The organism is Hydrogenobaculum sp. 3684 (assembly GCF_000213785.1).
Classification (GTDB): domain Bacteria; phylum Aquificota; class Aquificia; order Aquificales; family Aquificaceae; genus Hydrogenobaculum.
Genome location: NC_015557.1, coordinates 1,229,016 through 1,251,512, shown reverse-complemented (window position 1 = coordinate 1,251,512; position 22,497 = coordinate 1,229,016). Strand labels below are relative to the sequence as shown.

18 protein-coding genes, 2 tRNA genes and 3 rRNA genes are annotated in these 22,497 nt (G+C 39.1%); 14 read left to right on the top strand and 9 right to left on the bottom strand.

All coding sequences use genetic code 11. The features are described from left to right. Nucleotides 1-69: 69 nt before the first annotated feature. The 6 genes from HYD3684_RS06705 to HYD3684_RS06685 all read right to left on the bottom strand — a co-directional run bounded on the left by HYD3684_RS06705 (nucleotide 70) and on the right by HYD3684_RS06685 (nucleotide 5,943). Nucleotides 70-1,290 carry a cysteine desulfurase family protein gene (locus HYD3684_RS06705; RefSeq protein ID WP_015419909.1) on the bottom strand — a complete coding sequence of 407 codons (1,221 nt, stop codon included), beginning with the start codon at nucleotides 1,288-1,290 and terminating at the stop codon, nucleotides 70-72. A gap of 1 nt (nucleotide 1,291) precedes the next feature. Continuing rightward, nucleotides 1,292-2,335 (bottom strand): Mrp/NBP35 family ATP-binding protein, encoded by a 1,044-nt coding sequence (locus tag HYD3684_RS06700; protein WP_015419908.1) that lies wholly within the window; start codon nucleotides 2,333-2,335, stop codon nucleotides 1,292-1,294. 115 nt (nucleotides 2,336-2,450) lie between these two features. Beyond that, the gene (gene lnt / locus HYD3684_RS06695) at nucleotides 2,451-3,803 is read right to left on the bottom strand and encodes an apolipoprotein N-acyltransferase (protein ID WP_015419907.1); all 1,353 of its coding nucleotides are present in this window, start codon (nucleotides 3,801-3,803) and stop codon (nucleotides 2,451-2,453) included. Beyond that, nucleotides 3,787-4,092, bottom strand: a complete 306-nt coding sequence (locus tag HYD3684_RS08520; RefSeq protein ID WP_148283943.1) for a flippase-like domain-containing protein — start codon at nucleotides 4,090-4,092, stop codon at nucleotides 3,787-3,789. The genes lnt and HYD3684_RS08520 overlap by 17 nt, the downstream gene beginning before the upstream one ends. Further along, complete coding sequence (locus tag HYD3684_RS06690) at nucleotides 4,016-4,741, bottom strand: lysylphosphatidylglycerol synthase transmembrane domain-containing protein (protein ID WP_051048521.1); 726 nt, start codon at nucleotides 4,739-4,741, stop codon at nucleotides 4,016-4,018. Before HYD3684_RS06690 ends, HYD3684_RS08520 begins: the two co-directional genes overlap by 77 nt. Further along, entirely contained in the window at nucleotides 4,738-5,943 is a 1,206-nt protein-coding gene (locus HYD3684_RS06685; RefSeq protein WP_015419906.1) for a bifunctional 3,4-dihydroxy-2-butanone-4-phosphate synthase/GTP cyclohydrolase II, read from the bottom strand. The genes HYD3684_RS06690 and HYD3684_RS06685 overlap by 4 nt, the downstream gene beginning before the upstream one ends. A 227-nt stretch (nucleotides 5,944-6,170) precedes the next feature. Between HYD3684_RS06685 and HYD3684_RS06680 the strand changes: the two genes are divergently transcribed. The 7 genes from HYD3684_RS06680 to HYD3684_RS06650 all read left to right on the top strand — a co-directional run bounded on the left by HYD3684_RS06680 (nucleotide 6,171) and on the right by HYD3684_RS06650 (nucleotide 12,829). Beyond that, nucleotides 6,171-7,726: ribosomal RNA gene (locus tag HYD3684_RS06680) — 16S ribosomal RNA — on the top strand. Between the two features lie 52 nt (nucleotides 7,727-7,778). Next, nucleotides 7,779-7,853, top strand: a tRNA-Ile gene (locus HYD3684_RS06675). 20 nt (nucleotides 7,854-7,873) lie between these two features. Next, nucleotides 7,874-7,945 (top strand) — tRNA-Ala (locus HYD3684_RS06670). 71 nt (nucleotides 7,946-8,016) lie between these two features. After that, nucleotides 8,017-10,943, top strand: a 23S ribosomal RNA gene (locus tag HYD3684_RS06665). A gap of 57 nt (nucleotides 10,944-11,000) precedes the next feature. Further along, nucleotides 11,001-11,120 (top strand): 5S ribosomal RNA (rrf, locus tag HYD3684_RS06660). The 16S, 23S and 5S rRNA genes sit together here with 2 tRNA genes alongside, the layout of an rRNA operon. A 12-nt stretch (nucleotides 11,121-11,132) precedes the next feature. Beyond that, nucleotides 11,133-11,858: an aminotransferase class IV gene (locus HYD3684_RS06655; protein WP_015419905.1), complete on the top strand. Its 726-nt coding sequence runs from the start codon at nucleotides 11,133-11,135 to the stop codon at nucleotides 11,856-11,858. Then, a complete protein-coding gene (locus HYD3684_RS06650) occupies nucleotides 11,834-12,829 on the top strand; it encodes a chorismate-binding protein (protein ID WP_015419904.1) in 996 nt (331 codons plus the stop codon). The genes HYD3684_RS06655 and HYD3684_RS06650 overlap by 25 nt, the downstream gene beginning before the upstream one ends. Nucleotide 12,830: 1 nt before the next feature. Here the strand turns inward: HYD3684_RS06650 and HYD3684_RS06645 are convergent, their stop codons facing one another. From HYD3684_RS06645 to HYD3684_RS06635, 3 genes are read right to left on the bottom strand one after another with little or no spacing between them, the layout of a single operon-like run. Then, complete coding sequence (locus HYD3684_RS06645) at nucleotides 12,831-13,331, bottom strand: metal-binding protein (protein WP_015419903.1); 501 nt, start codon at nucleotides 13,329-13,331, stop codon at nucleotides 12,831-12,833. A gap of 6 nt (nucleotides 13,332-13,337) precedes the next feature. Beyond that, nucleotides 13,338-15,011, bottom strand: coding sequence for a single-stranded-DNA-specific exonuclease RecJ (gene recJ / locus HYD3684_RS06640; protein ID WP_015419902.1), 1,674 nt, complete (start codon nucleotides 15,009-15,011; stop codon nucleotides 13,338-13,340). Then, nucleotides 15,008-15,859: an NAD(P)-dependent oxidoreductase gene (locus HYD3684_RS06635; RefSeq protein ID WP_015419901.1), complete on the bottom strand. Its 852-nt coding sequence runs from the start codon at nucleotides 15,857-15,859 to the stop codon at nucleotides 15,008-15,010. The genes recJ and HYD3684_RS06635 overlap by 4 nt, the downstream gene beginning before the upstream one ends. Before the next feature lie 59 nt (nucleotides 15,860-15,918). Here HYD3684_RS06635 and dnaX point away from each other — a divergent pair, with 59 nt between their 5' ends. The 7 genes from dnaX (at nucleotide 15,919) to HYD3684_RS06600 (ending at nucleotide 22,496) form a co-directional block, all read left to right on the top strand. Further along, nucleotides 15,919-17,205, top strand: coding sequence for a DNA polymerase III subunit gamma/tau (gene dnaX, locus HYD3684_RS06630; RefSeq protein WP_015471365.1), 1,287 nt, complete (start codon nucleotides 15,919-15,921; stop codon nucleotides 17,203-17,205). Further along, the gene (locus HYD3684_RS06625; RefSeq protein WP_012514374.1) at nucleotides 17,192-17,425 is read left to right on the top strand and encodes a hypothetical protein; all 234 of its coding nucleotides are present in this window, start codon (nucleotides 17,192-17,194) and stop codon (nucleotides 17,423-17,425) included. Before dnaX ends, HYD3684_RS06625 begins: the two co-directional genes overlap by 14 nt. Continuing rightward, nucleotides 17,422-18,741, top strand: coding sequence for a sigma-54 dependent transcriptional regulator (locus HYD3684_RS06620; RefSeq protein WP_015419899.1), 1,320 nt, complete (start codon nucleotides 17,422-17,424; stop codon nucleotides 18,739-18,741). The genes HYD3684_RS06625 and HYD3684_RS06620 overlap by 4 nt, the downstream gene beginning before the upstream one ends. Then, nucleotides 18,738-19,007, top strand: coding sequence for a ribosome-binding factor A (locus HYD3684_RS06615; protein WP_238524024.1), 270 nt, complete (start codon nucleotides 18,738-18,740; stop codon nucleotides 19,005-19,007). The genes HYD3684_RS06620 and HYD3684_RS06615 overlap by 4 nt, the downstream gene beginning before the upstream one ends. A 16-nt stretch (nucleotides 19,008-19,023) precedes the next feature. Then, entirely contained in the window at nucleotides 19,024-20,154 is a 1,131-nt protein-coding gene (locus HYD3684_RS06610; RefSeq protein ID WP_015419897.1) for a geranylgeranyl reductase family protein, read from the top strand. Between the two features lie 165 nt (nucleotides 20,155-20,319). Continuing rightward, nucleotides 20,320-20,697 carry a hypothetical protein gene (locus HYD3684_RS06605; protein ID WP_015419896.1) on the top strand — a complete coding sequence of 126 codons (378 nt, stop codon included), beginning with the start codon at nucleotides 20,320-20,322 and terminating at the stop codon, nucleotides 20,695-20,697. Beyond that, nucleotides 20,694-22,496, top strand: a complete 1,803-nt coding sequence (locus tag HYD3684_RS06600; protein WP_015419895.1) for a vWA domain-containing protein — start codon at nucleotides 20,694-20,696, stop codon at nucleotides 22,494-22,496. Before HYD3684_RS06605 ends, HYD3684_RS06600 begins: the two co-directional genes overlap by 4 nt. The last annotated feature ends 1 nt before the right edge of the window (nucleotide 22,497 follow it).

Sequence of the window (22,497 nt, the reverse complement as noted above, 5' to 3'; positions counted from 1 at the left end):
CATAAAGACATTGAAAAAACATTTTTAAACGGGGCAGCAAAGGCCCCATAGAAAAGATTGTAAGATAGATTATTTTTTAGATTTTACGTAGTTATCCCAGTTTGACCTGTCAAAAGGAGATATTTCCCTTAACTTTTTGATGACTTTGGGAAACTCTCTTGCCACATAATCTATATCTTCATCGGTATTGTCTCTTCCAAAGCTAAACACCAAAGAACCGTTTGATACTTCTTTTGGTATACCTATGGCAGCTATAACATGAGATTGTTTTAAAGCTGTAGATACACAGGCAGAACCTGAAGCTGTTTCTATACCTTGTAGATCCAATCTAAGAAGCATAGCCTCACCTTCTATAAGATGAACTATGACAGATAGATGATGAGGAAGCCTTTGGGTTGGATGTCCTGTAAACTCTATCATGTCAAGATTTTCTTCGAGGGCTTTTCTCACTTTATCTCTGTAGGAAGAAAGGCGTTTTACCCTATCGTCCATCTCTTTCATAGCAAGCTCTGCAGCTGCTCCAAAGCCCACTATACCAGGCACGTTTTCAGTACCAGCTCTAACACCGCGCTCTTGAACACCGCCTTCTATGAGGGGTTTTATCTTGACGCCTTTCTTAGTCCAAAGAGCACCAACGCCTTTTGGTCCATACATAAGATGTGCTGTAAAAGAAGCTGCATCTATACCAAGCTCTTGCACATCAATAGGAGTATGACCGCAAGAAGGAGCTATATCGCTGTGGAATACAACCTTAGGGTTTTTAGCTTTTGCGATAGAAACAAGATTTTTTATATCCTGAATGGTGCCTATTTCTCTATTTGAATGTCCTATAGAGATTAGTATGGTATCTGGTCTTATAGCCTGTTCTAGCTGCTCTGGGTTTACAAATCCATACTTATCCACCTCAAGATATGTAACTTCAAAACCTTCTTTCTCTAAATTTTTGCAAGGATGAAGTATAGAATGATGTTCTATTGGTGTGGTGATAATGTGTTTACCCTTTTTTTCGTAAGATTTGGCTATCCCTTTTATCGCTAAGTTGTTGGCCTCTATGCCACCAGATGTAAAAACTATTTCTTCAGGGCTTTTAGCATTTATAAAATAAGCTATCTGCTCTCTTGCGTGGTTTATGGCTTTTTTAGCCTGCTGACCAAAACTGTGTAAAGATGTTGGGTTTCCAAAAATCTCTCTAAAATAAGGCAACATTGCCTCTAAAACTTCCTGAGCCACCGGGGTAGTAGCTATATGATCCAAGTAAACTGTCTTTTCCCCTGCCTTCTTAAAAAACATGTTATTTACCTCCTTGGTATATAGAATCAACTATTTTTGCTATTCCCATAAAAGCCTTGGCCGTCCTAGACTCCGGCGAGGCTTCTACTATGGGTATTCCTTCGTCTGCATACTTTGTAACATCTGGCTCTATAGGTATCGAGCCTAAAAGCTTTAGATTGTAAGTTTGCACAAATTGGGGCACTTTGCTTTCTCCAAATATGCGGTACTCTTTTCCAGTTTCTGGACATACAAAATAAGCCATATTTTCAACAACCCCAAGTATAGGTATATTTACTTCTCTAAACATAGACACCGCCTTTTTAACATCCACCAAAGCCACATCCTGAGGTGTAGTGACCACCACCGCGCCATCTATAGCTGTATTTTGCGCAAGACTAAGCTGGACATCGCCAGTTCCAGGAGGCAAATCAAGTATAAGATAATCTAACGGCCCCCAATCTACATCAAACAAGAATTGATTTAACGCCTGCATCAATATGGGACCTCTCCATATTACAGGGGTGTCTTCGGAAGGAAGCAAAAATCCCATAGATATCATCTTTACGCCATATTTTTCTATAGGTATTATCTTGTTAAACACGTTTGCGGTTAGCCTTGCCCCTTTGGTACCAAGCATAGTAGGCACAGATGGACCATAAATATCTGCATCTAAAAGCCCAACACTTCTACCTAACTTGCTTAAAGCCATAGCCAAGTTCGTTGCCACCGTAGATTTACCAACACCACCTTTACCGCTTGCTACAGGAATAATCCTTTTCACACCCTTTATACTTCTTTTGCTGAAAACAGGCTGTTCAAAGGGGTTTTTCTTGGGTTCTCCTTCTACAAATTCTATGTTTGGCTTTAGGTTTTGATTTGTTTCTTTGATAAGGTTTTCAAAACGACTCTTCACCTGCTCCTTAACAGGTTCAGGTACAGCCAACTTTAAATTTATAATATCTCCAGACACTTTTAGATCTTTAACTATGCTGGTAGGCTCTTGAATGTTTAAATCTTTCAAATCAAGAGTTTTGATTTTCTCCAAAATTTCTTTTACTGCCATACTTACCTCCGTTTAATTTAAAAAGATATAAACTTTTTAAAGGTATTTTATGAGAAATATTAGTTTAAAATTTATTTTTATGACTTGGTAATCATAGATTTTTATCATAAATTTTTTAGTGTCTCTTTTTAAAAGCCCCAAACTTGTAAAAATAAAATATATTTACACCAAGTATTACAAAAACAAGCGGTTTATAGCCAAACATATCAAAAGGTGTCTTTAGTTTGTAGGGTTTTACATAACCCACACGAACACCTTTCTTTCCATAAGAAAGCGTCTTTTCATAACCAAGAGGAGATATTATTGCAGATATACCAGAGTTGTTGGACCTTATAAGGTATTCTCCGTTTTCAATTGCCCTTGCCATAGCTTGATCGTTGTGCTCATAAGGCTCCAATGTAGGGCCAAACCAAGCGTCATTTGTAAGATTTATAATAAAATCACTGTGCAAAGATAATTTTCTTACATAAGAAGAAAATTCCAATTCAAAGCATATGGGTGTTGCTACCTTATAGATGTGTCCATTAACAATTACGTTTATAGGTTTCATGCTTTTACCAGGTACAAAATCTATACCGTTTATGGCAGCGAAAAGCTTTTTAGCAAACTTAAAAGGATAAGGCATATACTCACCAAAGGGAAGAAGCTTTATTTTAGAATAGTAGTCTATCATGTTACCCTTATAAAAAGAGTAGGCGTTGTTGGTGGGAAGTATCTTGTTGCCTTTGTATTTTATATCCACAAGTCCCACCACAAAAGGTTTGTAATAAGTATAATACATAAATAACTCTCTTACAGGATCTTTGTAATCTGAGTACAAAAATGGAAAAGCAGATTCTGGAAGCACTATAAGATCTGCTTTTTCTGATATAGCTTTTTTTATCAAAGGAAAGTAAACAAGCGACTCTTTCTCAAACTGATAATAGTTTAGCTTTATGTTCTCATCTATGTTTGGCTGTATCGTAGCTACTTTTATAGAGGGTTTATCTTTGTAAAAGCTATAAACATAGGATTTGTAATTATAACAAATTATAGCTAAAAATATCGTAAGAGCAATAGAAAAAACAAATTGTTTCTTGCTTTTAATACTAACAAGAAAATAAAGTAAGAAAAGACCCACTCCATATACACCAAAAAACGCCAAAGCGTACTTTAAAATAGGTACATGCACTATCAAAGTACCCACTGGATACCAGGGAAAACCATCAAAAGGCAAAAACTCCCTTAGGTATTCAACACTTATCCACGACACTGGAAACATGTAAATGTTAAATTTATAAAGCTTTTGAAACAAGTAAACGCTTCCAAATTGAAGTATATCAACCCCCACCAAAAAAACAAAAAAAAGCAAAACCACCAAAAATATATTCATCTCACCAAATTTATAAAGCGTATAAAAAATCCAGTAATAGCAGACAAAAGAGTATAAAAACCCAACACCAAGATAAAAACTAAGTTTGTTTTTCATTGTCCTTTATAAGTATTATTTGAAACAATATCCAGCCTATAAAAGCTGAAAAATACTGGCTTACAAACCTCCAAAGTATTACAAAAAGCCCCAGTTCATATAAACTAAGATAACCTTTAAACACTTCGAGTCCTCCTATTTCTCCTACACCAGCTCCCCCTGGAGTAGGGCTCATGTATATACCATACAAAAGCCCCAACTGCCTCAGCATGCTAGTTAGAACATCCACATTCTTTCCAAAAGCTTTTATAAGCACTGGGGCTATACTCAAAAATGTTATATAGAGCATAACAGAGTAAAAAAACGCCAAAAAAAACACTACTTTTCTTAATTCTTAAAAAAATCCTCAACGTTGCTACGTATTTTCTTAGTGTATATTTTATGTTTAGCTTTCTTTTGTCGCTAAGTATGTTGCTTTTAAAAAAAAGTTTAGCACCTATATATATTAAAAGCCCGATACCAAAGGACACTAGAAAAATCTTAAGAACATCTAAACCAAGCTTTGGCTTCTGATAAAGGTAAAAAGCTGTTATAGGAAAGGCCAAAATAAAAAAAAACATACCAGAAAACGTTTTCATAGTGACTATACTCATAGTTTTGTGAAGGTGTACACCTCTTCTTTTTAACATATAAACACTAGCTAGCTCTCCGCCTATGTGAAGAGGTGTGACTGTAGCTGCAAAGGTATTTATAAAAGACATGATATAACCGTAAAAAATAGAGTATCTCACGTTTAGGGCTTTTGAAAGGGTAAAAAGCCTAAGTACATCAAAAGTTTGATACAAGAAGCTCAAAAGAAGAGCCAAAAGCACGTATCTAAAGTTCAACCTGTACAAAACGTCTATTGTATATTTGTTAAAAGTCTTATAAATTACATAGAATATACTAAGACCTGCTACAAAAGTAAACAATGCAACAGCTTTTAAAATATGCTTCACAACATATGACCCAGCTTATTTTTCTTAGTATCAAGATAAACTCTATTGCATTCGTTGGGATTTATAGCTATAGGTACCCGCTCCACCACTTCTAAGCCGTATCCTTTAAGAGCCACTATCTTACGCGGATTGTTGGTTAAGAGTCTTATCTTTCTAACACCCAAATCAAGAAGTATTTGAACGCCTGTTCCATACTCTCTCAAATCCGCTGGAAATCCTATCTTTTCGTTGGCTTCTACCGTATCATAACCCTGTTCTTGTAAAGCGTAAGCCTTTATTTTGTTTGCTATACCAATACCTCTTCCCTCATGACCCTTTAAGTACACCAAAACACCTTTGCCTTCTTTAGCTATAGCTTCAAGGGCAGCTTCAAGTTGAGACCTGCAATCGCATCTTAAAGACCTAAATACATCGCCGGTAAGACATTCAGAGTGCACTCTTACCAAAACCGGTTCATCTTCTTTCCATTCTCCCATTGTAAGAGCCACTTGCTCTTCACCGTTTAGTTTATTTCTATAAGCGTGCACTTTAAAAAGCCCGTAAGCGGTAGGCAAAGTAGCGCTTGCAACTCTTTCTATAGTCCTATCTTTCCTTAACCTATATTTTATAAGGTCTTCAATAGTAATAATTTTTAGATTAAAAGCCTTTGCAAACGTTTGAAGTTCTGGCAATCTAGCCATTGTACCATCTTTATTCATAATCTCACATATCACTCCAGCTGGGTAAAGGCCAGCAAGCTTTGCAAGGTCTACCGAAGCTTCTGTATGTCCAGCTCTTTCCAAAACACCACCTTCCTTAGCTCTTATGGGAAACACGTGTCCTGGTCTTATAAAATCTGATGGCTTAGCATCTTCACTGATGGCAAGTTTTATAGTCTTAGCTCTATCAAAAGCCGATATACCTGTAGTAGTACCGTGTTTAGGGTGAGCATCTATAGATACACAAAAAGCAGTTCCTTTTGGATCTGTGTTCATGCTTACCATAGGAGGAAGGTCAAGTTCATCACACCTTTTTCCCTCCAAGGTAAGGCATATAAGACCTCTTCCGTGGGTAGCCATGAAATTTATAGCCTCTGGCGTTACAAATTCAGCAGCCATAACAAGGTCTCCCTCATTTTCTCTGGAGGGATCATCCACCACTATAAGCATCTTACCGTTTCTTATATCCTCTATAGCTTCTTCAATGCTTGCAAATTCACTCATAATTTTAAATATATTATATTTTTCCTTAGTATGCTATGCTTTTAAGATAACCCAAACCTAACCCACATCATATAACACCCTCTTGACAAAAAGAAAAAATTTCTGTATACTTAATATTCTCAATTGGTTGATAGCTTCAAAAAGTTGGCTATCAACGGTCGTACTTCAATAGCTGAATAAGAGGATAGCGTAGCAACATTATTAACATTAAAAGCCATGGATAAAATTCTTTGAAGAGTTTGATCCTGGCTCAGCGCGAACGCTGGCGGCATGCCTAACACATGCAAGTCGTACGGAGAGTGGGGCAACTCACTCTCAGTGGCAAACGGGTGAGTAACGCGTGAATAACCTGCCTTTGAGAAGGGGATAACTGTCCGAAAGGATAGCTAATACCCTATATTGCCTTTTGTCACTAAGGCAAAAGGTGAAAGCGAGGCTGTCAAAGGCTTCGGCTCAAAGAGGGGTTCGCGTCCTATCAGGTAGTTGGTGGGGTAATGGCCTACCAAGCCAATGACGGGTAGCTGGTCTTAGAGGATGATCAGCCACAGTGGGACTGAGACACGGCCCGCACCCCTACGGGGGGCAGCAGTGGGGAATCGTGGGCAATGGGCGCAAGCCTGACCCCGCAATGCCGCGTGAGGGAAGAAGCCCTTCGGGGTGTAAACCTCTGTCAGATGGGAAGATGGGACTAGGGGCTAATACCTCCTAGTCTTGACGGTACCATCAGAGGAAGGGACGGCTAACTACGTGCCAGCAGCCGCGGTAATACGTAGGTCCCGAGCGTTGCGCGATGTTACTGGGCGTAAAGCGTCCGTAGCTGGTTTCGTAAGCGGATTGTCAAAGCCCGAAGCTCAACTTCGGCAAGGCATTCCGAACTGCGTTACTTGAGTCCTGTTCAGGTAGGCGGAATTCCCGGTGTAGCGGTGAAATGCGTAGATATCGGGAGGAACACCAGTGGCGAAGGCGGCCTACTGGGACGGTACTGACGGTCATGGACGAAAGCTGGGGGAGCAAACCGGATTAGATACCCGGGTAGTCCCAGCCGTAAACGATGGATGTTAGGTGTAGTGATAACTTCGCTGCACCCCAGCTAACGCGTTAAACATCCCGCCTGGGGAGTACGGGCGCAAGCCTGAAACTCAAAGGAATTGGCGGGGGCCCGCACAACCGGTGGAGCGTCTGGTTTAATTCGATGCTAACCGAAAAACCTTACCAGGGTTTGAAATGGTAGGAAAGGCTGTCGAAAGATAGCCGTGTTTCCCTTTTGGGAGAAATCCTACCACAGGTGGTGCATGGCCGTCGTCAGCTCGTGTTGTGAGATGTTGGGTTAAGTCCCGCAACGAGCGCAACCCTTGTCCTTATTTGCTTCCTCGTATGAGGTGCTCTATAAGGAGACTGCCGGCGACAAGCCGGAGGAAGGAGGGGACGACGTCAGGTCAGTATGCCCTTTATGCCCTGGGCTACACAGGCGCTACAGTGGCAAGGACAATGAGTAGCGAGAGTGCAAGCTCAAGCTAATCTCACAAACCTTGTCGTGGTGCGAATTGAAGGTTGAAACTCACCTTCATGAAGCCGGAATCGGTAGTAATGGCGTATCAGCTATGTCGCCGTGAATACGTTCCCGGGCCTTGCACACACCGCCCGTCACGCCACGGAAGCTGGTGTTTTCGGAAGTCCTCAAGCTAACCCGCAAGGGAGGCAGAGGCCGATGAAAACATCGGTAACTGGGGCGAAGTCGTAACAAGGTAGCCGTAGGGGAACCTGCGGCTGGATCACCTCCTTTTTTAACGGATAACACTTGCTACGCTATCCTCTCATTGAGCTATTAACCCTTAGGGCCTCTAGCTCAGTTTGGTTAGAGCGTACCCCTGATAAGGGTAAGGTCACTGGTTCAAATCCAGTGAGGCCCATTATCAGGGATGCGTATTAAGGGGATGTAGCTCAGCGGGAGAGCGCCTGCTTTGCAAGCAGGATGTCGTGGGTTCAAATCCCACCATCTCCATGTGTAAAACGTGGAGAAGCTCATACTTCATAAGCTGAATAGGTTTGAGAGAAGAAGTAATTAAAGTGGGTATGCAAGTTAGTAAGGGTCCTTGGTGGATGCCTTGGCAGCTAGAGTGGATGAAGGACGTGGTAAGCTGCGATAAGCCGGGTGGAGGCGCAAACAGCCTTTGAGGCCCGGATCTCCGAATGGGGCAACCCGCTATGGGTAATACCATAGCACCCGAAAGGGGCACACACGGGACGAAGTAAAACCTTCTAGTAGTCCCAGGAAAGGAAATCGAATGAGACTCCCTAAGTAGCGGCGAGCGAACGGGGATTAGCCTAAACCTACAAAGTGCCATGGTGGCAGCCTTAGCTTTGTAGGGGTCGTGAGGCGCATCTTCAAGACTCTGCCAGGTCTTGCGGAAGTTACAAAACTTTATGCTAGCAGAAGCACTTGGAACAGTGCGCCATAGAAGGTGAAAGCCCTGTATGCGAAAGCATAAAGTCTTCCGGATGCGTCCTCGAGTACTACCGCCCCCGCGGAAGGTGGTAGGAATCTGGGGAGACCACTCTCCAAGGCTAAGTACTACTAGCTGACCGATAGCGCATAGTACCGCGAGGGAAAGGCGAAAAGAACCCCGGAAGGGGAGTGAAATAGAGCCTGAAACCAAGGATCTACAACCCAGTGGAAGAGGCTTTTGCCTCGACTGCGTGCCTTTTGCAAAATGAGCCAGGGAGTTGTCCTAAGCTGCAAGGTTAAGTCGCAAGACGAAGCCGAAGGGAAACCGAGTCCGAATAGGGCGTTAAGTAGCTTGGGGCAGACGCGAAGCGGAACGATCTACCCATGCCCAAGGTGAAGGACAGGTAATACTGTCTGGAGGCCTGAACCAGTCGGTGCTGCAAAACCGTTGGATGAGGTGTGGGTAGCGGTGAAAAGCCAATCGCGTTCCGGGATAGCTCGTTCTCTCCGAAATAGGTCGACGCCTAGCGTCATGGTAGCTTCTCTCAGGTAGAGCCACTGGAAGGGCTAGGGCCTCGAAAGGGGTACCGAACCCTACCAAACTCCGAATGGGGAGAAAGCGGTCCATGGCAGTCAGTACCCGGGGGATAAGCTCCAGGTACGAGAGGGAAAGAACCCAGACCGTCAGCTAAGGTCCCTAAACTGAGCTAAGTGGGGAAGGATGTGAAACCCCTAAAACAGCCAGGAGGTTGGCTTAGAGGCAGCCATCCTTTAAAGAGTGCGTAACAGCTCACTGGCCTATTGGGGTTTCGCGCCGAAAATTTAGCGGGGCTAAGCTCAGTACCGAAGCTACGGACAGCGTTAAGCTGTGGTAGGAGAGCGTTCCCTGTTGGCTGAAGTCAAAGCCGTAAGGCATGATGGACGACAGGGAAGTGAGGATCCTGGCATGAGTAGTAGCGAAGATAGATGAGAAATCTATCCGCCGGAAGCCCAAGGTTTTGGCGTCAATGTAAATCATACGCCAGTTAGCCGGTACCTAAGGTGAGGCCGATGAGGCGTAGCCGATGGAAAACGGGTCAACATTCCCGTGCCAGCTAAGTGGAGGTTAAGTCATGACGTAGGAAGCTAAAGGCAGCCTGCTATGGAATGCAGGTTCAAGGTAGTAGGAGGAAGGGATAGGCAAATCCGTCTCTTCATACTCCGAGAGCTGATGAAGTAATTGCCTTGACGCTACACTACCGAGAAACAATGGCGTAACCTTTGAAGCTTAGCTGACCGTACTGGAAACCGACACAGGTGGGCTGGGTTAGTAGCCTAAGGCGTCGGGGGAACTCTCCTCAAGGAACTCGGCAAATTGACCCCGTACCTTCGGAAGAAGGGGTGCCCATGGAGGTTGTAGTTTTTCGGCGAAGGCCTCCGTGGGTCGCAGAGACCAGGTGGTGCCGACTGTTTACCAAAAACACAGGACTACGCAAACTCGAAAGAGGACGTATGTGGTCTGAAACCTGGCCAGTGCTCGTAGGTTAAGAGGCGGGGTGCAAGCCCCAAATCGAAGCCCGGGTAAACGCCGGCCGTAACTATGACGGTCCTAAGGTAGCGAAATTCCTTGTCGGGTAAGTTCCGACCTGCATGAATGGTCCAACGAGTGCCACGCTGTCTCGAGGAGAGACCCGATGAAATTGTGATGCCGGTCAAGACACCGGCTACCCACGGCAGGACGGAAAGACCCCGTGAAGCTTCACTGTAACCTGACATTGGACTTTGACCTATCCTGCGCAGGATAGGTGGGAGGCTAGGAAGCCCCTCTTTCGGGAGGGGTGGAGCCACCGGTGAGATACCACCCTGGATAGGTTAGAGTTCTAACCTTAGCAAGTAAGCCTTGCAAGGGACAGTGTCAGGCGGGCAGTTTAGCTGGGGCGGCTGCCTCCTAAAGAGTAACGGAGGCGTCCAAAGGTACCCTCAGGCGAGTCGGAAATTCGCCATCGAGTACAAAGGCATAAGGGTGCCTGACTGTGAGACAGACATGTCGAGCAGACGCGAAAGCGGGGCTTAGTGACCCACATGCATTCCGAGTGGAAGGGCATGTGATCAGCGGATAAAAGCTACTCCGGGGATAACAGGCTAATTTCGCCCGAGAGCCCCTATCGACGGCGAAGTTTGGTACCTCGATGTCGGCTCCCCCCATCCTGGAGCTGAAGCAGGTTCCAAGGGTTGGGCTGTTCGCCCATTAAAGGGGGACGCGAGCTGGGTTCAGAACGTCGCGAGACAGTTCGGTCCCTATCCGCCGTGGGCGCAGGAGTTTTGAGAGGGTCTGTCCTTAGTACGAGAGGACCGGGACAGGGAAGGCTCTGGTGTATGGGTTATCACTCCAGTGGTAGCGCCCAGTAGCTATCCTTCTACGGAATAAGCGCTGAAAGCATCTAAGCGCGAAGTCCACCTCAAGATAAGAACTCCCTGAAGAGCCGTGGAAGATGACCACGTTGATAGGCCCTGTAGTGGAAGCCAAGCAATTGGTGGAGCTAAAGGGTACTAATAGCTCGTTCGACTTGCATACCCACTAACTTCTTCTTTCTCAAACCTATTGAGCTTATAAAATTAAAAATCAAGATTCTCCGCGGGCAATAGCGAAGGGGAAACACCCGGTATCCATTCCGAACCCGGCAGTTAAGCCCTTCTGCGCCGATGATACTGTGCTGGGCAAACGGCACGGGAAAGTAGGTCGCCCTCGGGGGTTAAATTTACTATGGACAACAACATCCAATACTCTCAGGGGCTTTTTGAAACTTTCATATACAACGGCGATACTCCGTCCTTAGAAAGGCATCTAAAACGATTAAACAACTCATCAAAAGAACTATTTGACATAGAACTTGATCTAGACAATATAAAAACTACATTAAACCAATATACCAAAAACACAGTTTTAAAGCTTTTAGTAGCTTATGATGAAACTAAGATTTTCTATGAAAAGCCAAAAACTTACAAAGTCTATATCAAAAACCGTGAAAAAGGACCTATTCCATCTGTAGTAAGCCTAACAATCTCACCCTATAAAAGACATAGTAAAGATATAACCATATACCACAAAACCACAAATTACCTTCTAAACACACTAGCAAAAAGAAAAGCCCAAGAGATGGGATTTTTTGACGGGATATTTTTAAATGAAAACGATGATATCCAAGAGTGCTCAAGCTCAAACATACTATTTGAAAAAGATGGCAAATACTACAGTCCTTATATTCAAAGCGGTATTTTGTTTGGTATAACCCTTCAAACGCTAAAAGACCATATAAATATAGAGTTTTTACCAATAAAAGCAAAAGACCTAAAAGAGTTTGAAAGAGCTTTTATATTAAACTCTGTAATCGGTGTAAAATCTATAAAAAACATAGATCATATAAACTACAAAATAGACCAAGATTTGGAGCATTATTTAAATTCATGGGTAGAAAAAGAAAACTCATAATAGCCTCTGGCTTTTTAAATAAGCACAATAAATTACTCTACAAAGCAAATATAAAAGATATAATATATTTGGATAGTTTAGATCAGTTTGAAGAAGACAAATATATACACTTTCTAATAATACCCTTTTCAAAAGATAAAATAATAGATATAAAGATATCTTCTTTTGTAAGGCTTAGACCCATTTACACAACATCTCGTTTTAAACTTCTTGATATGACACCAAAACAAGATTATATAAATATGCTACTAAAAGCCAAAAAACATATAGAAAATGGTGATATATACCAAATAAACTTAGCTATGAAGTTTGACTTTGAGCTTTTATCCAAAGAAGAAGCATTGTTTTGGCATTTTTTCAGATACCAGCCGGTGGATTTTGGATTTTTCTTTAAAGATAAAGATTTTTATATAATAAGTGGGTCTATGGAGCTTTTTATAAAAAAAGAAAAAGATATCATAATTTCAAAACCTATAAAGGGCACTTCAAAACGAAAATGTGAACTTATCAAAAGTCAAAAAGACATATCTGAAAATCTTATGATAACAGATGTTATGAGAAACGATTTTAACAAAATATCAAACAATGTCAGCTGTAAAAAACTTTTTGCCATATCAAAACACAAAACCCTTTATCATATGTATTCTGAAGTATTTGGCAAAACCAAGGAAAAGCCTATAAATATAATAAATCAATGCTTGCCAGTGGCTTCCATAAGCGGTGCTCCAAAGAAAATGGCCACATATCTTATAAAAACACTAGAGCCTTTTGATAGAGGGTATTATTGCGGTGTGGCTTTGCTTTTAAAAGGTAAAAATATGGTTTCAAGTGTTTTGATAAGGACTATAGTAGGAAATGCGAAATATTTTACGTACTACGCTGGTTCTGGTATTACCTACGATTCAAATGAGGAAAAAGAATACGCTGAAAATCTTTTGAAATCAAAATTTTTTAAACTTAAAAACCTTTAAATCATTTTATAAACTTTTTTAGCTTTTTTAAAAAAGAAAACACAAAATCCCAAAAGATATGCACTATATCAGATACCACTGCACCCATCACAAACCAAAATATATCTTCTTCTTTTATCCTATATTTTATATGTTGAAAAAAAGTATCTGAGCTTTTAATAAAAGTATGAGAATAATGCGAAAAGCTCATAATACCCACTATAACAAAGTATAAAAACACCACCAAGACAAAAACATATAAGAGTCTAGAGAGAGTACCCACTATAGGAAAGTGCGACAAACCCCTATGTTTAAAAACAATACGGTATGGATGCCAAAACCACTTTAATATCTTCCATCTTTTTGAGGGTTTTGAATGATGAAGGTCTATATCTGGAGATAGCAAAATAGTAGAAATCACATAAGCACTTCCAAAATATAAAAAATACTCATGAGGCACACCGTAAAGGAAGATAGGAAGCGTTGCTAAGTTTAAAAAATCGTGGGTATTACCAGAAGCCATCAGATATCAACAAAATACCACATCTATCATGTTTATTCCGTAAGAATCTATGTTGTATATGGCTTTTAAACGTTGACCAGGTCTTAGCTTTACAAAAAGCTCCTCTTCAAAACAGCTTAGTTCTATCTCTTTGTCTTTGTCTAAAGTCTTCACCCTTACCCCTACGCCTTTGCTTGATATAGAAGAAATAGTGATATCTTGAGATATAAAAATCGGTTCTGGGTTTAGTTCACCATATGGAGATAGCTTCTCTATTATTTCTTCAATACGTTTATCAACGCTTCTTAGGGGAAGTTCCATGTCCACCTCTAAAACCCTATCCACTTCAAAGGACTCTCTTTTTAATAAATCGTTTATCTTTTGTCTAAAAGCATCAAAATATTCTTTTTTAATGGTAACCCCAGCTGCTCCAGCATGACCTCCCCATTTATCAAACATATAGCTTAAATTTGATAAAAGCTTATGAACATCAAGACCTTCCACAGATCTTATAGAGCCCACCGCATGAGTGTTGTTGATGTGAAATATACCTGTTGGTTTTTTAAGCTTGTTAGAAAGTCTTCCAGCCACAATTCCAAGAACCCCATGATGCCATGTTTGTTTTCCAAGTATCACAAAATCATCGTTGGATTGAGAAGCAAGACTATAAGCCTCTTTAAACATCTCGTTTGATATTCTTCTTCTATCTTGGTTTATCTTGTTTAAGTCTTCAGCTAATATTCTAGCTTTCTCATAGTTTTTTTCCGCCAAAAGCTTCAAAGCTATTTGAGGTTTTCTTATGCGACCTGCGGCGTTTATCCTTGGGGCTATTGAAAATCCTATATCTTTGGCGGTGATTATCTTTTGATTTCCGTTTTGGGTTTTTGATATGTAGTTTATAAGGGCTTTCATACCAGCTTTTCCAAAATCTGTAGCCATATCCCAAGACATATCTTTTATTTTGTTTATAAGCTCAAGACCTTTAGATATTAGGACTCTGTTTAATGAATTTATCGGCATCACATCCGCCACAGTACCTACTGCCACCAAATCAAGATATTTTTTTATATCAAAATCTACACCCAAAGCCCTTCTTAAAGCCCCCACCATATAAAAGGAAAGCCCAGCTGTGCATAGGCCTTTTAGTTTGTTGTCTTCTTCTAAGTTTGGATTTACCAATATAGCCTCAGGCATGTCTTCGCCGTGATTTATCATATGATGGTCTAAAATGATAAAATCCATATTGTATTTTTCTTTTGCATATTTTATCTCATGAACGGCTGTGGTACCGTTGTCTAATGTAAGCACCAAGTTAGAGTACTTTGAGAATAAATCTATAAGCTCTTTTGAAAGCCCATAGCCGGAGTTTCTGTTTGGAAGCACCGGTACTACGTTGGCGCCTATTTGCTTTAAAAAATCGTACATGATGGTAGTAGAAGTAACCCCGTCCACATCGTAATCCCCGTAAAGTAGTATCCTTTCTTTAGATTTTATGGCTTTTACAAGTCTATCTACGGCTTGGTTTATGTTTGGTAAAAGCTCAAAACTTGGTATATTTTTCAACTTTACATCCAAATCTTCAATATTTATATTTCTAAGGCCAAGAAGCGTATTAAAAACTAAGCTATATAAATCCGCCGAATCATCTAAACTCTGTATTTGACTTTTAACAACAACATGCCTACCTAAAGCACTTATCATAAATTCTTCTTATAGAGATTATATATAGCTGAAAAATCAAGGTCTTCCATGTTTGATTTTATAGCAAGCCCATAAGTCTCTTTAACAGCTCCTAAGCTAAAAGAGAAAAGCCCAAAATCTTTAAGAAGGTCTTGCACATAATGAAGGTCTTTATATATGGCCTTTACAGAAAACTGAGGAGAAAAATCCTCTTGTAAAAGCTTTTGTTTTTTAACGTTTAATATGTAAGAGTTTCCAGCTCCAATCTCTAAAAACTTCAAAATAGTATCTTTGGGAAGGCCAACGCTTTCTCCAATGCCAATGGCTTGGGCTATAGCGTCCATAAAAGCTCCAAGTACTATGTTGTTTATTAGTTTTCCGTAAGTGCCGTTTGGCACTGGTCCAAGATACATTCTTTCTTTTGTAAAAAGCTTTAAAACCTCTTCAACGCTTTTAAATACATCCTCATCGCCCCCCACGAGCATAATAAGCTCGCCCTTCGTAGCAGGTATCACAGAACCAAGCACAGGTGCATCAAGATACTTAGCCCCAAGCCCTTTTAACGTCTCGTAAGCTTCTTTTACATAAGCGTAGTGGTTTGTGGTGGTATCTACGATAGTTTTATCTTTTAAATTTCCCTTTACAAGACCGTTTTCTCCAAAGACAACCTCTCTTGAAGCAAAAGAGTCAAAAACGTTTATAAAAACAATATCCACCTCTTCTAAAAGATCATATGGATGATCTACCGCTTTAAAGTCTTTTACCTTTGATTTTGTCCTGTTGTAAACTATCACCTCCACACCTAAAGAAGCCATTCTTCTTACAATAGCTGAACCAAGATTTCCAAAGCCTATAAAACCTACCTTCATACCAATAGTGTATCAATATTTTTATATTTTTTCAAGCAAAATAATTTAAAATATATAGGATGAGTTATATACCTTTTGCTAGAAAGTACAGACCAAAAACGTTTAAAGAGCTAATAGGTCAAGAGATACCAGCTACCATATTAAAAAACGCATTTTTATACCAAAAAATACATCACGCTTATATATTTGCAGGACACAAAGGGACAGGTAAAACCACCACCGCAAGGATATTTGCAAAAGTCTTAAACTGCCTAAATCCCCAAGAGGGAGAACCTTGCAACGCTTGTCCAAACTGCCAAGCTATAGAAAAAGGTACATTTGTAGACCTTATAGAGATGGATGCCGCTTCCAACAGAGGTATAGATGAAATAAGAGCCGTAAAAGAAGGGGCAAGCTATCTACCGATGCAAGGCAAATATAAAGTTTATATCATAGATGAAGCTCATATGCTTACAAAAGAAGCTTTTAATGCACTTTTAAAAACCATAGAAGAACCACCACCTTCTTTGATATTTATCCTTTGTACCACAGAGTTTGACAAGATACTTCCCACCATTCAATCAAGATGTCAAAAGCTTGTGTTTTCAAGAGCTTCAAAAGAAAACATAAAAACATACCTAAGACGAATAGCCACCCAAGAAAACATCGAAATAGACGAAGAGGCTTTGGATGTTTTATCAGATTTAGCAGATGATTCTATGAGAGATGCCGCTAGTCTTTTAGATCAAGCTAGCACATACGGCAACAACAAAGTAACCATAGACATAGTAAAATCTATGTTTGGACCGGTGGATAAAGCATCTATAAGAAAGTTTTTGGAGCTTTTAATAGAATCAGACACAAAAGAAGCTATAAATATGTTAAATACCATAAACGAAAAAGGCTACAACGTAAGGCTTTTCTGGGAAGGAGTTTACAAAGAGATAAAAAACATACTAAAAGCTTTTGCCACCGGAGAAGCCGAAGAAGAGTTTTACAAAAAAATGTTAGAAAAACCCTTAGAAGTATTTTTATACCTTGAAGATATCATAAATCAAGGTTTTAGCGCCATGTATCAAAAAGATCCAATCCTTGCTCTTGAGATAACAGTGCTAAAAGCTTCTTTGATAAAAGATTTTGTGCCCATTTCAGAGCTTTTAAAAGAAGGTTTAGATTTGCCCACAAAATCCGCTGAAAAAAAAACACCAAATGAACCTATAGATTCTAAAAGCCAAAAAACTGAGGATATAAAAGCTGAAAACTCTAAGGATCAAGAGTATCCAGAAGAAGTAGAGAAAATTTTAGAAGTCTTTAAACCGGCAAAGATACTTCACTATGAAAAGAAAATAAACCATGATAAAAAGTGATATGAAAGTGGTGATACATCTTTCAAAAGAAGGGGAGCTTCTTATATTAGATGCCATCATAACAGGGGCACCAAATAGGCTTGGTCTTACAAGGACAAGACCCTATGACAAAAAAACCCTTGAAATACTAACTACAGGGTATCAAATTAATGATTTGATGGAGTTTTTAGAAACGTTAAAGCCTTATTTTAGTATAGAATCTATAGAGATAGAGCAATGAAGGTGCTTATAATAGACGACGAGGCTTCCATAAGAGAGTCTATATCAAATATACTAAGCGATGAAAATATAAGCTCAAAAACCGCAAAGTCCTTGGAAGAGGCAAAAAAGATCCTTACAAAAGAGTACTTTCCGGTGATACTTCTTGACATATGGCTTGAAGATGGCTCTGGTATAGATTTTATAGATACCATAAAAGAGTTATCTCCAAACTCTTCCATAGTGATGATAACAGGTCATGGCGGTATAGAGCTTGCAGTTCAGTCTATAAAAAAGGGGGCTTTTGATTTTTTAGAAAAACCTCTATCTATTGAAAAGCTTTTAAACGTTATAGAAAAAGCCCACAAAGAACACATAAAAAACAAACTCACCAACATAGAACAAAGTGATGACATCATAGGAGAATCATCAGCTATAAAAAAACTAAAAGAAGAGATAAAAAAGGTAGCAAAATCAAATGCAAACATCGTAATATTTGGAGAAAATGGCACCGGTAAAGAGCTTGTGGCAAAAAACATCCACAAACTATCTTATAGAAAAGACAAACCCTTTGTGGATATAAACTGTGCTGCAATACCAGATGAGCTTATAGAATCTGAGCTTTTTGGATACGAAAAGGGAGCTTTTACTGGGGCGGTGTCAAGAAAAGCTGGAAAACTTGAAATAGCAAACGAAGGAACGATATTTTTAGATGAAATAGGGGATATGAGTTTAAAAGCCCAGGCAAAACTCTTAAGGGCTATAGAGACAAAAAGCTTTCACCGGCTTGGGGGGCTTCAAAAAATAGATGTGGATGTAAGGTTTATATGCGCTTCCAACAAAGATCTAAAAACACTTATAGAACAAGGGCTTTTTAGAGAAGACCTTTATTATAGGCTTGCAGTTATAACACTAGAAGTACCACCTTTAAGAGAAAGAGGACAGGACGTAATAATCTTAGCAGAATATTTCTTAGACAAGTTTTGCCAAGAGAACAAAACAAAACCAAAAAAATTAACAGAAGAGGCAAAAGAAGTACTTTTAGAATACCACTGGCCCGGAAACGTAAGAGAGCTAAAAAATCTAATGGAAAGACTAAGCATAATAGTAGAAAAAGATACGATAGACGCTGATTCTCTTGAGATAAAAATCAAAAACAAAGAGTCTCAGGATTTTAAAAGCGCAAAACAAGAGTTTGAAAAGCAGTTTATACTAAAAAAGCTTGCCCAGTACAACTACAATATAAAACAAACAGCTCAAGCCATAGGTATGGATTTTACAAATTTATACCGTAAGATAAAAGCTTACAACATCAAAATAGAAGAGGATTCCAAATGAACAAACAAAAAGATATGCTAAAAAGAACCATCGAAAAAGAAGTAGCAAACATACTATTAAAAGACATAGAAAACATCCCAGGTTTTGTAACGGTAAACGGTGTACTCTTAAGCGAAGATGGTAAAAATGTGTTGATATCTATAAGCGTTTTAGAAAAAGACAAAGAAGAGGCGGTACTAAAAAGACTTCAAAGCGCAAAGGATTACATAAGACATCTTTTGACCAAAAAAATAAAACCAAATCCATGCCAAAAATCGATTTTGTAATATCTAAGGAAGATTGATGGAGCGATACGACGTTATAGTTATAGGCGGTGGTCCTGCTGGAGCTGGTGCATCTTACGAGCTTGCGGATGCTGGCGCAAAAGTCCTAGTAATTGAAAAAGCCAAATACCCAAGACCAAAGCTATGTGCTGGTTGCATATCAAAAAGGTCCGTAGATTTGTTTCCAGCTTTTAATATAAAAAACAGCATAAAAGGAGGGATACTGGGCTTCAAAGGCCAAGAGTTTGTAGAAAAAGTTTCCGATGAATGCGCTGTTATAGTAGATAGAAAAGAGTTTGATCATTTTTTAATATCAAAAGCCCAAGAAAAAGGAGCCCATCTTTTAGAAGAGATCACTGTAAAAGATATAGAACTAACCCCCACCGTAAGAAAAGTCATCACCGACAAAGGAGTATTTGAAGCCGATTATGTGATAGGAGCAGATGGTTATCACTCTGTTACAAGAAAATCTATAGCCTGTAAAAGTGCATCAAGAAAGTTTTTTATAGCTATGGAGGTAAAAGTCCCAAAAGATGATTTAAAAAATTTTAAAGAAGATGAGGTTTTGATAGACATAGGCGTTGTAAAAAAAGGCTACGGATGGTATTTCCCCCAAGGGGAGTTTGTAAATATAGGTATAGCCACCGCTGAAAAAGAAGATCTTTTAAACATTTTTAAAGCTTATACAAAAAACCATAAGCTATTTCCTATTGATATATCAAAACACCGCATAAAATCTTGGTTTATACCTTTTATCTCAAAAGCCCAAGAGTTAAGACTTGGAAGAGATAGGGTATTTTTAACAGGAGACGCTGGGGCTATAGTAGATCCATTGCTGGGAGAGGGCATAAGGTATGCATACTTAAGTGGGGGCCTTTGCGCAAGAGCCATAAAACTTGCCAGAAAAGATGCCCATTCTTTGTATGAAAGGTTTGTAAAAAATACAATATTAGAAGATCTCGTTTACGCTGGTAAAATCGCTTCCATAGTCTACAACATACAAGAGTTATCTTTTAAACTATCTCAAGACAAAGCCCTATATATGTTTTTTGAGCTTTTAAAAGGAGAAAAAACCTACAAAGATTTATACAGATGGGGTTGGAAAGAGCTTATAAAAAATATACCTAAGATACTGAGCGGAATGATATAACGTAGTAAAATTTAAAGCAAAGCTACGAGCTTGCATCGCTATCTGAAAACACTATAAAAGCAATAGTGGAATTTGCTAAAAGTATAAAAACTTAAAACATTAAAACTTGATTTTTCCGTAGAAATAGATTATCTTATATAAACTATCTTAAATTGGAGTGTGTCTATGAAGGACTCTTGTTCTATGTTGGTCTCTTGTTTGGAATCATTTTTTGACGAACTAAAGTCTAGTCCTTTTGATAAATCACTTTTAGATCTAAAGATGAACTTTGCCAAAAACATAAACATAATAATAATGAGTGCAAAATCAAACGGAAATTTGGAATATGTCCTGTGCCAAAACATAGATGGTTTTAGAGAGCACCTTCTTTTAAACATGCCAAACTTAAAGGATAACTGCCAGCGTTTTAAGCTTTTAAAAGCTTTAGAGGAAGTGATAGATAAGTATATGCATTCTAAAGATATAAAAGATAAAAACTCCATATCAACGCTTGGGGAAACCATATTTACATTGCTACAGCAAACAAAACCTTGTAAAAAATGAACAAGTTTGACCAATTAGATTCTATATTAGAAAGAGAGTACGACATAGAGGTAAAACATTCTCAAGAAGGTTGGGGCTGTGGATACGATCCAAAATATGTATCCATGGTGGATATGTGGGCAAAGGGGGAGATAGAAGATATACCTCAAATCATAAGAATACCAGCGGGTGTTGTTTACAACGCTTCAGAGTTTTTAAGGGTTTCTCAAGAGCAAGCACTGTCTGATATTGGACATGAGATAAGATATATAATTAGCACAAACCTATTTAACTTTAGAAACGGCCAAAGGGAAGTTTTTAGAGCAGGGTATGATCCCACATCGTTTGTATGTCTTTACGCTGTTTTTGAAAACATAAGGCTTGATAAAGAGGTTGGTTTTGGGGCTTTTGACAGAAAAAGATTCAACGAAAGATTAAACCGTATAAAACCAAAGTATCCACACCATCTATACCTTGCTTATATTTATAAAAGCTTTTACCAAGAGCAATTTGATATACCAAACGACATAAAAAAACATGCAAACGATACAAGAAATAGCTTTGACGAGGCTTTAAAAGATATACCAGAAGCCTACAACATCCTGATGGAATCCGTATGGCCAAGATATAGGCAACTGGTGGAGCTATCCCAAGATATAAGACTTATAGAACTCATATTAAAAGAGCTTGATAAACACTCTGGTAGAATCACCACAGATATAGTAGGGAAATTAAACACAGAGCAAATAAGCTTTTTTGAAAGTCTAAAAAAAGCAAACCTCATAGACAAAGTCATCGTAGATAAATCAAAAGCTATACTAAAACAAATACCAGATTGGATGGTGGCCTACGCAAGACAAATAGTAAGGATGGAGATGATAGAGCAAGACGCTATATTCTTTAGAGAGTTTCTACCCAAAGTCCTTGAAGCGGAGATAGAGCACAGGGGATTTTTAAGTTTTATCATAAAACCCTGGGAAGAGAGCATGGCCTCAGGGAGTTCTTCAAAATCCGGGAGATCCGATTCTAAAAACAACGACGGTAATGGATCTTCTTCTCTTGGAAAAGATCAAAGCAAAGCTTACAACGAAATAAGAAACTCTATAATAGTGGTATCTGAGATTTTAAAAAGAAATATATCAAAACTATTTCCCACAGAGGATAGTTTATTTGAAGGAAAATACTACACCGGAAAGCATATAAACAAAACAGCCCTTGCCACAGAGATAGCATCAAAAAGTGGTCGTATTTTCCAAAGAAGGATAGCCGGAAACGAAATACCGGTGTTTTTTTCGTTTTTACTAGACATATCTTCAAGCATGAGAAAAGAAGATAAGCTTATAAATGCCATTAAAAGCCTAATACTTATAAGCGAGGTTTTAAGCGATTTAAAACTTGATTTTTCTATAAGCCTTTTCAACGAAGAATATTTTATATTAAAAGATTACAAAACCCCTTATAAGCAAGTTATAGCTAACATATTAAACATATTACCTCAAAAAAGCACAAACTTAGGCCTTGCCATTGAAGAGGAAAGAAGGCATATAGATGACTTTCAAAGAAAAACCCACAAAAGGGGTGTATTTGTGCTGTTTTCAGATGGAGAACCCACAAAAGGCATGAAAAAAGAAGAGCTAAGCTCCTACGTAAATTTAATAAAACTAGAAATACCTATAGTGGCTATAAGCGTAGGAAAAGCTGGAGAATCCATAAAGGAGGTTTTCGGTAAGAATACGCTTATAGTAAACTCTATAAACAGTTTGCCGGTGGCCTTTGGAAGAATTGTACAACAACAGCTAAATAAGTTTATGAAAAGATGAT

Coding starts and splice junctions, on each gene's coding strand:
- HYD3684_RS06625 (WP_012514374.1), top strand. CDS start 17,192: ATGATAAAAAGTGATATGAAAGTGGTGATACATCTTTCAAAAGAAGGG.
- HYD3684_RS06700 (WP_015419908.1), bottom strand. CDS start 2,335: ATGGCAGTAAAAGAAATTTTGGAGAAAATCAAAACTCTTGATTTGAAA.
- HYD3684_RS08520 (WP_148283943.1), bottom strand. CDS start 4,092: ATGCTCTATATAACATTTTTGAGTATAGCCCCAGTGCTTATAAAAGCT.
- HYD3684_RS06600 (WP_015419895.1), top strand. CDS start 20,694: ATGAACAAGTTTGACCAATTAGATTCTATATTAGAAAGAGAGTACGAC.
- dnaX (WP_015471365.1), top strand. CDS start 15,919: ATGAGTTATATACCTTTTGCTAGAAAGTACAGACCAAAAACGTTTAAA.
- HYD3684_RS06685 (WP_015419906.1), bottom strand. CDS start 5,943: ATGAGTGAATTTGCAAGCATTGAAGAAGCTATAGAGGATATAAGAAAC.
- HYD3684_RS06705 (WP_015419909.1), bottom strand. CDS start 1,290: ATGTTTTTTAAGAAGGCAGGGGAAAAGACAGTTTACTTGGATCATATA.
- HYD3684_RS06655 (WP_015419905.1), top strand. CDS start 11,133: ATGGACAACAACATCCAATACTCTCAGGGGCTTTTTGAAACTTTCATA.
- HYD3684_RS06610 (WP_015419897.1), top strand. CDS start 19,024: ATGGAGCGATACGACGTTATAGTTATAGGCGGTGGTCCTGCTGGAGCT.
- HYD3684_RS06615 (WP_238524024.1), top strand. CDS start 18,738: ATGAACAAACAAAAAGATATGCTAAAAAGAACCATCGAAAAAGAAGTA.
- HYD3684_RS06645 (WP_015419903.1), bottom strand. CDS start 13,331: ATGGCTTCTGGTAATACCCACGATTTTTTAAACTTAGCAACGCTTCCT.
- recJ (WP_015419902.1), bottom strand. CDS start 15,011: ATGATAAGTGCTTTAGGTAGGCATGTTGTTGTTAAAAGTCAAATACAG.
- HYD3684_RS06620 (WP_015419899.1), top strand. CDS start 17,422: ATGAAGGTGCTTATAATAGACGACGAGGCTTCCATAAGAGAGTCTATA.
- HYD3684_RS06605 (WP_015419896.1), top strand. CDS start 20,320: ATGAAGGACTCTTGTTCTATGTTGGTCTCTTGTTTGGAATCATTTTTT.
- lnt (WP_015419907.1), bottom strand. CDS start 3,803: ATGAAAAACAAACTTAGTTTTTATCTTGGTGTTGGGTTTTTATACTCT.
- HYD3684_RS06635 (WP_015419901.1), bottom strand. CDS start 15,859: ATGAAGGTAGGTTTTATAGGCTTTGGAAATCTTGGTTCAGCTATTGTA.
- HYD3684_RS06650 (WP_015419904.1), top strand. CDS start 11,834: ATGGGTAGAAAAAGAAAACTCATAATAGCCTCTGGCTTTTTAAATAAG.